Raw genomic sequence first — 10,888 nt, 5'->3', positions numbered from 1 at the left:
GTGCTGAAGGAGGGCGAGCAGGTGGTGCTGGGGGCCAACGACCAGTACATCGGCCTGTGCCGCAAGCACTGGATGGCCGGGGACCTGGGCCCGGACTTCCGCCCCGAGGACCTGCTGTGATCTGCCGCCTGTGCCCCAGAAACTGCGGCGAGGAGCGGACGGAGACGAGGCGGGGCGGCGTGTGCGGGATGCCCAGCGTGCCCGTGGCGGCCCGGGCCATGCTCCACCTCTGGGAGGAGCCGTGCCTGGTGGGGGAGCGCGGCGCCGGGTGCGTGTTCTTCTCCGGCTGCAATCTCCGGTGCTGCTTCTGCCAGAACAAGCCCATCTCCCAGGGGGAGGTGGGAAAGGTCCTGACGGCGGAGCGGCTGCGGGAGATCTTTCACGAGCTGATCGGACAGGAGGCCGCCTGCCTGGACCTGGTGACCCCCACCCACTTCACCGACGCGGTTCTGGAGGCCCTGGGGGACGAGGAATGGCCCGTGCCGGTGGTGTGGAACTGCGGCGGCTATGAGAAACCGGAGACTCTCCGCCGTCTGGAGGGGAAGGTACAGGTGTATCTGCCGGACTTGAAGTATGGCCTCTCCGAACCTGCTTGCAAATACTCTGGCGCGGCGGACTACTTTGACTGGGCCAAGCGGGCCATTCTGGAGATGTTCCGCCAGACCGGGCCTTACCGGATGGAAAACGGCCTTTTAAAGCAGGGTGTGTTGATCCGACATCTTCTGTTGCCGGGAGAACTGGAGAACACCCGAAGAGTCATCGACTGGGTGGCGGAGAGCTTCCGCCCCGGGGAGGTGCTGTTTTCCCTCATGAGCCAGTATACGCCCCAGCCAGGGGCAGAAGGGAAACTGGCCCGCCACGTGACCAAGGCGGAGTACCGGGCGGCAGTGGAGTACATGGAAAACTGCGGGATCACCGACGGCTACACCCAGGAGCGGACGTCGGCCAGGGAGGAGTACACCCCGGCCTTTGACCTGCGGGGAATTTGAGTGCCTGCCTTCAGACGCGGTATGGACAAATTCCGTGGCCTATGTTATGTTGAAAAAACAAGACTGAGGGGGCGGAGAGATGATCCGCGGCAAGTGGAAGTGGCTGTTGATCCTGCTGGCGGCGCTGGCTGTGCTGGTGGGGCTGATGGCTTTGGAGACCCTGCTGGGCAGCGTCCGCAAGTGCGGCTGAGCCCCGGCGGCCCTATTTGCAGAGGAGGGATTTCATGACCCGAAGCGTGAAGCGAGTGGTACTGGTCCTACTGGCGGCGGCCGTCCTGGCCTTTGCAGCCTGGATGCTGTGGCCCCGGTCCTTGGGGGATGCGGTGGATCTGGAGGGCGAGGATTTATACGGCTTTTTGGTCACCCTCAATGTGCGAGACGGGCAGAGCCAGACAGACTCTGAGAGCTATACTGTCTCTGCGGACAGCGAACAGGCAGAGGCACTCCTGGAGCTGTTGGATCAGTACACCTATCATTTCTGCTGGGATACACTGACAGGCGCAGACGTTATTTCGGAGATCGGCGACATCATCGTGGATCTGGATGCCAGCGGGGACCTTGAGCGGAAGCTTTCCGTCTCCAACGGCACCGGCAAAGCCAGGGTCAACGGCCGGGTGGTCCGTATCGGCTATTTTGGCAGTGGGCAGGCCGCCGCACTGTGCGAACAGCTCTCCGCTATCCTCCGGGGCGAATCGGGGGTTGCAAACTGAATCCCGTGTCTTTATAATGAGAGGGCTGTCCGGTGCGGACAGCCCGATTTTTGTGTGTTTTGGGAGAGACCTGCTATGAAGCTGGAGAACAATCTGGGCACGGACGCCATCCGGCCCCTGGTGCTGCGGATCGCCATACCCAGTATGCTGGCCCAGTTCGTCAGCGTGCTGTACAGCATCGTGGACCGCATCTACATCAGCAACATCCCCTTGGTGGGGGAGACCGCTCTCGCGGGCGTGGGGGTCTGCGGGCCGGTGGTGACGCTGATCGGCGCATTCGCCTCTCTTATCGGCGTGGGCGGCGCGCCGCTCATGAGCATCCGCATGGGGGCGGGTAAAACGGAGGAGGCCCGGCGGATCCTCTCCAACAGCTTCCTGATGCTGTGTGTCTGCTCCGTGGCGCTGATGGCGGTGGTGTTCCCCCTGCGCCAGCCCATGCTGATGGCCTTCGGCGCAAGCGATGCCACCTACGGCTACGCCAATACCTATTTCACCGTCTATCTCTGCGGGACGGTGTTCAACCTGCTGGCTCTGGGGCTGAACCAGTTCATCATCTGCCAGGGCTACGCCCGGAAGGGCATGATCTCCGTCATGCTGGGGGCGGCACTGAACATCGTGCTGGACCCGGTGTTCATCTTTCTCTTTGACATGGGGGTGGCTGGGGCTGCCGTGGCCACGGTCCTCTCTCAGCTGGCCAGCTGCCTCTATGTACTGCGGTTCCTCTTCGGCAAGTCTGTGCCCATCGCCATCACCTTCGGCGGTTACGACGGGCGGCTGATGCTCCGCATCCTGGCGGTGGGCATGACGCCCTTCCTCATCATCGGCGTGGACAACATCATGATTATCTCCATGAACGCCATCCTCCAGTCCTATGGCGGGGCGGAGCTGGGAGACCGTCTGGTGACCTGCGCCACCATCGCCCAGAGCTTCATGCTGGTGGTGACCATGCCCCTGGGAGGCATTTCCGCCGGCACAGGCACCATCCTGGCGTACAACTACGGCGCCCGGCGGCGGGACCGGATCCTGAAGGCCCAGGCATTCATCGCCGGACTGTGCGTGGCCTATGTGACGGCCCTGTTTCTGCTGGCCCGTCTGGGGGGAGCTCTCTTCGTGCGCCTCTTCACCACGGAGCCGGAGCTGGCAGCGGAGGCCCTCTCCGCCATCCACATCTGCACCCTGGCCCTGATCCCCCTGGGGCTGCAGTACGCCATTGTGGACGGATTCACCGGCATGGGAAAGGTACAGCTGGCCCTGCCCCTGTCCGCCTTCCGGAAGGCGGTGTACTTTATCGCCCTGTTTGCCCTGCCGGCGGTCTTCGGCGCTCGGGCCGCATTCTACGCGGAACCCATCTCCGACATCGCGGGGCCGGTGGTGAGCATCGCAGTCTATGCCCTGTGCATCCGGCGGATTCTGGATTTCCCCGCGGACCCGCCCGCTGCGGAGAACAAGTCCACGCTGCCATCCTGATCGACAAAGCGGCACAGCCGAAGGCTGTGCCGCTTTGTTTGTATAAGATCGTCGGTTCAGACAGAGATGGAGAATTGCTATAAGGGAACACGAAAAGAAGGGACGTCCGCTCCGTATGGAACCAACGGCCGCTCTGCAGAGCAGGGGCTGTTGCGCCGGCTTTCCTCATTCGCCGTCCTCCCCCTCCCGGCGATCCCCCAGCTTCCGCAGGGACTCCAGGGCCTCGGCAAAGGCTTTGGCGCTGGCGGAGGGGTTGCCCCGCAGGATGCGCAGGGACTGGCGATAACGCCTGGCGGTGCGGGCGCGGATGGAAGCTTCCCGGTCCCGGAGTCGGTCCAAAAGCTGCTGGACTTCCGCCCGGCGGGCCTCCAGAGACTCCTCTGTCAGGTCCCTGGCAGCTGCCAGCCGGTCCCGGTAGGCCTCCAGAGCCTCCTGGATGTTGGCAAGGGCCGTCAGCTTGGCATCGGTCCGGCGGCGCAGGGACTCCTCCAGCTGGGCCTGGCGGCGTCGGGCGCCCTTGGCATAGGCCTCCTGAATCTGGCGGCGGGTGTCCTCCCAGCGCTCCTGCCGGAGCAGCCGCTCCACCTCCGTGCGCTCCCGGAAGCGGCGCAGGTCCTCCTCCGCAAAGGCGGAGATCACCTCCACCCGCTTGGCAAGGCGGCGCAGGTCCTCGTTCTCCTCCGTGAGGCGGGTGAGGACCTCCCGCAGGTCCATGGCGGCCTGGAAGGACCGGACTGCGTCTACGGTGACGGCGATGGTCAGCAGGAACGCCAGAGGATCCACCAGGAAGGCGGGCAGCCGCAGCACCAGATCCTCCACAGGCGGGTGCAGAAACCGCACCAGCAGGATGGAGAAGGCGCCCCAGGCCAGGGAGCTGGTGAGGCAGATATAGCCGTTGAGGTTGAAGGGCTGCTTGGAGTAATCCCAGTAACGGACTTTGAAGAGGGCCTCCATGGCGGCACCGGTGACATACTCCAGCGCCGTGGCGGCCAGCATGCCCAGCAGGAAAACCAGCCACAGGCTGTCCCGCACGGGGATGGTGGCCAGCAGGATGATGACGGCGCCGGTGCCATAGATGGGCAGCATGGGGCCGTGAAGAAAGCCACGGTTCACCCACTGGCGCCGCTTGGCGGAGACGTAGCAGGATTCCCACACCCAGCCGAGAAAGCAGTAGAGAAAGAAGAACAGCAGCCACTGTCCCAGGGAATAGACGTACATAAGACCTCCGGTTTCAAATGAGGGAGCCGCCCGTCCCGCCGGGGCTCTGGCGGGACGGGCGGCGGGTTCGTCCGGTCAGTGCTGTGCCGCGCCCTCCGCGGTCTCCGGCGCCTCCGCCGCCACGGCCACCCGAACCTCCAGCACCCGGCGGTGGTCCACCATGGTCACAGTGACGTCCAGGCCCTCCGCCTGGAAGTGGTCCCCCACCAGGGGCAGGCGGCCCAGCTGGTCGATCACCCAGCCGGAGACGGTGCTGGCGTCGCAGTCCCCCTTGATGGAGAACAGATCGTACAAGTCGGAGAGGTCGGCGCCGGCGGCCACCAGGAAGCTGCCGTCGCTCTGCTTGCGGAAGGACTCCACCACTTCATCGTGCTCGTCCCAGATCTCGCCCACCAGCTCCTCCAGGATGTCCTCCATGGTCAGCAGGCCCTCGGTGCCGCCGTACTCATCCACCACGATGGCCATGTGGGTCTTTTTTTTCTGCAGCGTCCGCAGCAGCAGGCCCAGGTCCGCATTGGCGGTGGTATAGTGGACCGGCGTGATGCAGCCGGAGATGTTGCCCTGGCCCCGGTAGCGGGCGGCGTTGAAGTCCTTCTCATGGATCACGCCCACGATGTCATCCACGTCCTTGTGGTACACCGGCAGGCGGGAGTAGCCGCTCTCAGCGAACACGGCGGCGATCTCCTCCATGGAGGCAGAGTCCTCCACCGCCACGATGTCCACTCGGGGCGTCAGGATGTCCCCGGCCTCCAGGTCGCCGAACTCGATGGCGGAGCGGATCAGCTGGCTCTCGTGCTGGTCCAGACCTCCCTCGTTCTCCGCCTCGGATACCATGGTGATTAGTTCCTCTTCCGTGATGCCCTGGTCCTCAGAGGGGTGGAAGATCATGTTCAGCAGCCGCTTCCACTGGGAGAACAGGAAGTTCAGTGGCCGCAGGACCAGCAGAAACACCCGCAGGATGGGCGCGGAGAACATGGCGAAGCTCTCCGCGTGCTCCTTGGCCAGGCTCTTGGGGGAAATCTCGCCGAAGATCAGCACCACCAGCGTCAACACCACCGTAGAGACGGTGGGGCCGTAAGCCGCATACAGCTTGGTGAACAGCACTGTGCCCACAGTGGAGGCGGTGATGTTCACGATGTTGTTGCCGATGAGGATGGTGGAGATCAGCCGGTCATAGTCCTCCACCAGGTCCATGGCAAGAGCAGCCCGGTGGTCGCCGGACTCCGCCCGGCTCTTCATCCGGATCTTGTTCAGGCAGGAGAAGGCGGTCTCCGTGGCGGAGAAATAGGCCGACATCATCACCAGCAGGACGATGGCCACGGTCATTGATATAGTGGAACTGTCCATGGGAAAAATCATCACTCCTCAAAAAAATCAGCGGATCCCTGAGGCCCAAAACGCGAAAAGGGCAGTCTCACCCCTTGGGGCAGACTGTCCTTCTGAAAGACACCTCGGTATGTATGGGTGGGCAACGGAGGTTCGTCCACGCGGGTTCACAGATCCTTCCTGGCCGGCAGGCCAACTTACTTATCTGCTAATATACCATAACAACGGAAGGGATGCAACACTGATTTTTCAGGTTCTTGCACCCAGGGCGGAGATGCGGGAGATCAGCGGCAGTCTCCGGTTATAGAGGTCCACGAACCGGCCAACCGCCAGTGCGGAAAAAATGGTGCCGATCCCCAGGCCCTGGAGCCGATGGAAGAAGAGCAGGGAGAGGAGCAGGGCTGTGGACACCAGCGTGGCGTCGAAAGCCGTCTTTACATTGCCGAACTGTCGGCCGGTGACGACTGCGATGGCCTGGACGATCCCCTCGCCGGGGACCATCAGCACCCGGGGCGCCACCTCGACGCTGATGCCGAAGCCCAGCACGGCGCAGCCCACGGCCAGCGCCAGCAGCCGCATGGGCAGCACACCGACCTCCATCCAGGAGAGGAGTCCCATGCTCACATCAATGAACAGGCTGAACACCACATTCACAGCAACCTGTAGGAGCTGAACGGGACGGAAGTCCTTCCGCAGCAGCAGGACCTGCGCCAGAATGAACAGCATATTCATCAAAAAAGTGAACTGTCCCAGCGTGACGGGAAAGCGGAGGCTCAGCACATAGGGCAGGCTGGAGATGGGGGAGGTCCCCAGCGCGGCCTTGGTAATCAGGGCTACGCCGAAGGCGTTCAGCAGGACTCCGGCAGTGAACCAGCCATAGCGGGAGAGAGCGATTTTTATGGAGTGCATCTTGTTGGATCCGTCCTTTTTCGCAGAATACAGGGGGTACCGGTCAACGTGTCAGCCGGCGTCCAGAATGGCCTTTACAGCCTCCCGGGTGGAGCGGGCGGGAAACAGCTCATAGCCCACAAGCCCTGTGTAGCCGGCGGCCTCCAGCGCCTTGTAGACCCGGGGGAAGGCGATCTCCCCGGTACCGGGCTCACGGCGGCCGGGGGCGTCTGCCGCGTGGACATGGCCGAAGGTATCGGCGTACTGCCGGATGGTGTCGCAGAGGCGGCCCTCGCTCAGCTGCATGTGGTAGATGTCATACAGGACCTTCAGGCGGGGAGAGCCGATCAGGCGTACCAGCTCCGCCGCCGTCTGCGTGTCCCGCAGAAAATTACCGGGGTGGTCTGTGGAGATGTTCAGCGGTTCCAGATAGAGGGTGACGCCTGCCTCCTCCGCCAGGCGGGCGCTGGCGGCAAGGCCCGCGTACAGGGAGCAGAGCTTCACCGTGTGGGAGAGGTCCTCCCGGGGCGCCAGCACCACGCCCCCCGGCCCCAGACCGTTGGAGTGGACGGTGACGCCGGAGGCGCCCAGGAACCGGGCCGCCTCCAGAGAGCGGTGCAGAAAGGCCAGATACGCCTCCCGCTGGGCAGGGTCGATCAGAGAGAGGTCCGCGTCCCCGTTGAAGCCGCAGACAGGGATCCCGGCCCGATCTGATGCCGATTTGACGGCAGAGAGGTCCCGGTCCGCCCAGCTCCAGAACTCCACGGCGTCAAAGCCGTCCTCCTTTGCCGCCTGGAACCGGTCCAGGAAGGGCAGCTCCAGGTACAGCGTGTCAATACAGGCGGAACGTCTCAGCTTCATGGGGGGGCCTCCTCGCAAAGAGACATCCTGTCCGCGGACAGGATGTGGAATATGATTACTTTACACCCTGGGGCAGGAGCTGTCAACAGGCACCGTTTCCATCTTCCGGCTTCACCGGACAGCCCTGGCCGCCTGAATAGAGGCCGACCGGGAAGGGCTGTGCCCGGCGGCATTTGCCTGGACGGGCCCCGGGGGAGACCCTTTCCTGAAATCACAGGGGATTGGAGCCGATAACGCTTTGCAGCACCCGGCAGATTCCGAAAAGACGCTCTCCATAAGGAGAGGCCGGCGCGGATGCGCCGGCCTCTGAAAGGCGAAACTCACATCAGGTTGTAGAGGATCTTGGCCATCTGACCCCGGGTGATGTTGGCTCCGGGCTGGAACGTGCCGTCCGCATAGCCGCTGATGACGCCCTGGGCCGCCATGGTCTGGATGTAGTAGGTGGCGTAGGCAGGGATGGAGGCGGTGTCGGAGAAGGTCAGATCGACAATGGCGTAGCCCTTCTCCTGGGTACGGCCGATCATGGCGGCGGCCTGGGCCCGGGTCAGGGACCCGCCGGGATTGAAGTACAGCCGTCCGTCGCTGCCGGTGGAGCCGTTGATGATGCCCTCGGTGTACAGGGCCTTCACCGCCGTCAGGGCGTAATCCCCGATGGAGGCGTTGTCCGCGAAGGGCAGCGTCACGCTCTCATACTGGGTGCCGTCCAGCCCCAGGTAGCGATACAGCATCACCGCGAACTGCTGGCGGGAGATGTTGTCGTTGGGCCGGAAGGTGCCGTCGGCGTAGCCGGTGGTGATATTGGCGTTGTACAGGAAGTCCACATAGGTGGCCGCCCAGTAGTCGTTGATGTCCGTGAACTTGTGGTCCACGCCGTAGGGCTCCACATCCACGGAGGCCCGGCCGATGTTGCCGGAGAGGTCCCGGGCGGTGATGGTGATCCGCATGGCCTCGTGGCTCTCCCCGGGGCCGGGCAGGGCCACGGTCACAAGACCGGTGGCGGGATCATAGCTGCCGTAGGGGGCGCCGTTGTAGGTGACGGTGACGCTGCCCGCCGGCAGGATGCCATCCACCGCGTCGGCGACCGAGGCGGTCACCTGCCAGAGGGAATTGTCGAGGGAGGCGGAGACCACAGGCGCCGCGTTGTCCGGCGTGCCGGAGGCGGTGGCGGTGATGTGGTCGATATAGATGGTGCCGGAGAGCTTGTCGCCGACAGAAACCGTACCGTCTGCGGCGGTGGTGGCGCTGACCTGCAGACCCTGAATCTCGAAGTGTGCGCCGGGGAGGGTGACGGTGACCTGTTTCCAGCCGGTGAAGTCCAGCGGGGTCACCTGGAGGGACTGATAGCCTGCGGCGCCATCGTTGTACAGCAGGGACAGGATGTTGCCGGAGCCGTCGCCGTAGACCCACAGGTGCAGGGCAGTGTAGGTGCTGCAGTCAATGCCCGTGGACTTGGAGGCCCGCCACTCGGCGGTGTAGGCGCCTTGGGATGCGCCGGTTTCGGTAAGAGTGTAATCCACCTTGGCGGAGCCGCTGCCCATCCGCACGGTGTCGGCGCTGTGGTTCAGACTGAAGTCCATGTTGCTGCCGCTGCCCCGGAAGATGGTGGTGCTGCCCTCAAAGGACTCCACCTCCATGACGCCGCCGGCGGAGACCGTGCCGGAGCTGGAGACGGTGACGGGGATGGAGACTCTGGCCCGGCCGGCGGAGACCGTGATGGTGCCGGTGCCAGGCGCGGCGGCAGTAAAGAGGCCGTGCTCATCCACCGTGCCGATGTCGCCGGTGACCTCCCAGGTGAAGGCTTCCGGATCCGCCTTCAGGGAGATGTGGTTGTAGGCGGCGGTGGCGGCCAGCTGGGTGGTGGTGCCGGTGGCGGCATTCAGCGTGGTGAGCGCGGTGCCGCTGCTGTCCCGGATCACCACGTCCGTGGGATCCTCGATGGCGTAGACGGTGGTAGAGCCTTCTCTGCGGCCGCTGGAGGCGGTGACGGTGATCTCACCGCCCCGTTTCGGGGTGGTGAGGATATTGCCGTCCAGCTCCCCGTCGGAGGCCTCCAGGTCGTAGTCATAGTCCTCGTCCATGGGGATGTAGTTGGTGTCTACGGCGGCGGCGGAGATCTCCACCTTGCTGCCCGCCAGAACGTAGGCGTTGTCCGCCTGGACGTAGAAGTGGCCCAGTTCGCCGGTGGGCTCATTGGTGGCCACCAGGAACAGGTGGTTGGCCACCGCCCGCTCACTGCCGTCGGAGGGGCGGTTGATGGTAGCGGCGGTGGTGTCGTCGGGCTGCGTCACGGTGATGGTGGTGGAGCCGCCGCCGTCCAGGCCGATGGCGGCCACGCAGCCCAGCTCGATCATCCGCTGGGCCACCTGGCTCAGGCTGGCGCCGATGGAGTGGCCGGACCGGCGGCCGTCGATGGTATAGAACACCACGGTGCCGTCAGCTGTCACACCTACCGCCGTGCGGGGGTTCACCCCGGAGGGCAGACCGGAGACCACGGCGCCGTCCTGCACCAGGGAGTATAAGGCACCCACGGCGTACTGCACATCGTTCCACGCCTCATTGGCGGCGGAGACGGTGACGGTCACCGTGGCGCCCACAGGGATGTTCCGCAGGGCGTCGGTGTAGTAGGTGTTGGAGAGGGCGTTGGCGGAGAGGACAATCTGGTCCGGCCCGATGGCCGTTGCGGAGGTGGCCTCGATCACCTGGTCCACCACCAGCGTCATGGTGCCGCCGATGGAGAGGGAGCCGTCCACGATGGTGCACAGCACGTCCACGCCGGCCTCGGTATTGCCGGTGGTGTGCCGGTTGTTGAAGTCGTATGTATAGAGGTAGATGCCGCCGGTGGAGACCCGGGCCTTGTTGATGCCGGCCACCGTGCGGATGATGTCCGTGAGGTACCCGCTGCTGTCCGAACCCTGATAGCCCAGGTTGGCGGAGATGGAGAGTCCGGGCTTGCCGATGACAGCAGAGCCATCCTCCCGGAAACCCATGGCGTAGTAGCCGCCGTCGCTGCTGAGGACCTCTCCCTCCGACACCAGGATGCCGATGGGCAGGCCGTTGGAGGTGTTGAAGAAGTCGCCGTTGATGCCCGCCACCACCCGGTAGCCCTGGCTCTCCAGTGCCTGGGCCGCAGAGGTGACCGTGGTGCGGGTGGTCAGGGAGTCCCCGAAGGTGACGATGGGCGTCACATCTGCATTGGGCTCGTATGTGACGACGTTCTCCGTCCGCAGGTCGGAGTACGCAGTACTCCAAAACACATTGGTAGAGAGCTGGGTCTTCTGGTTCAAAAGAGTGCCCTTGGAGGTCAGGTCCTCGCCCATGGCCTCGGACGCGGCGGCGGTGAGGCCCAGGGAGCAAAGAAGCGTGAACGCCAAAAACAGGGACAGGGTTTTGCGCAGGGTGTTTTTCATGTCATACCTCCATAAGCTGCAG

General features: G+C 64.2%; 8 protein-coding genes. 3 read left to right on the top strand and 5 right to left on the bottom strand.

The window, feature by feature from the left end; genetic code table 11:
• The first annotated feature begins 116 nt into the window (after positions 1 to 116).
• From QVE23_RS08350 to QVE23_RS08340, 3 genes are all read left to right on the top strand, one after another.
• A complete protein-coding gene (locus QVE23_RS08350) occupies positions 117 to 989 on the top strand; it encodes a 4Fe-4S cluster-binding domain-containing protein (protein WP_036629729.1) in 873 nt (290 codons plus the stop codon).
• A gap of 224 nt (positions 990 to 1,213) precedes the next feature.
• Positions 1,214 to 1,699: a hypothetical protein gene (locus tag QVE23_RS08345; RefSeq protein WP_287967922.1), complete on the top strand. Its 486-nt coding sequence runs from the start codon at positions 1,214 to 1,216 to the stop codon at positions 1,697 to 1,699.
• A gap of 75 nt (positions 1,700 to 1,774) precedes the next feature.
• The gene (locus QVE23_RS08340) at positions 1,775 to 3,166 is read left to right on the top strand and encodes an MATE family efflux transporter (RefSeq protein ID WP_287826710.1); all 1,392 of its coding nucleotides are present in this window, start codon (positions 1,775 to 1,777) and stop codon (positions 3,164 to 3,166) included.
• A 165-nt stretch (positions 3,167 to 3,331) separates the two neighbouring features.
• Here the strand turns inward: QVE23_RS08340 and QVE23_RS08335 are convergent, their stop codons facing one another.
• From QVE23_RS08335 to QVE23_RS08315, 5 genes are all read right to left on the bottom strand, one after another.
• On the bottom strand, positions 3,332 to 4,384 hold the full coding sequence (locus tag QVE23_RS08335) for a putative ABC transporter permease (protein WP_025545353.1): 1,053 nt from the start codon (positions 4,382 to 4,384) through the stop codon (positions 3,332 to 3,334).
• Positions 4,385 to 4,459: 75 nt separating this feature from the next.
• Positions 4,460 to 5,731 carry an HlyC/CorC family transporter gene (locus QVE23_RS08330; RefSeq protein WP_036629886.1) on the bottom strand — a complete coding sequence of 424 codons (1,272 nt, stop codon included), beginning with the start codon at positions 5,729 to 5,731 and terminating at the stop codon, positions 4,460 to 4,462.
• Positions 5,732 to 5,959: 228 nt separating this feature from the next.
• Positions 5,960 to 6,619, bottom strand: coding sequence for a YczE/YyaS/YitT family protein (locus QVE23_RS08325; protein WP_287224672.1), 660 nt, complete (start codon positions 6,617 to 6,619; stop codon positions 5,960 to 5,962).
• A gap of 51 nt (positions 6,620 to 6,670) precedes the next feature.
• Entirely contained in the window at positions 6,671 to 7,459 is a 789-nt protein-coding gene (locus QVE23_RS08320; protein WP_021748562.1) for a hydroxypyruvate isomerase family protein, read from the bottom strand.
• Between the two features lie 320 nt (positions 7,460 to 7,779).
• Entirely contained in the window at positions 7,780 to 10,866 is a 3,087-nt protein-coding gene (locus QVE23_RS08315; RefSeq protein WP_287967921.1) for a phosphodiester glycosidase family protein, read from the bottom strand.
• Between the last annotated feature and the right edge of the window lie 22 nt (positions 10,867 to 10,888).

It is taken from the genome of Oscillibacter sp. KLE 1728 (genome assembly GCF_934833455.1).
GTDB lineage: Bacteria > Bacillota > Clostridia > Oscillospirales > Oscillospiraceae > Oscillibacter > Oscillibacter welbionis.
This window is presented reverse-complemented; position numbering and strand designations above follow the sequence as displayed.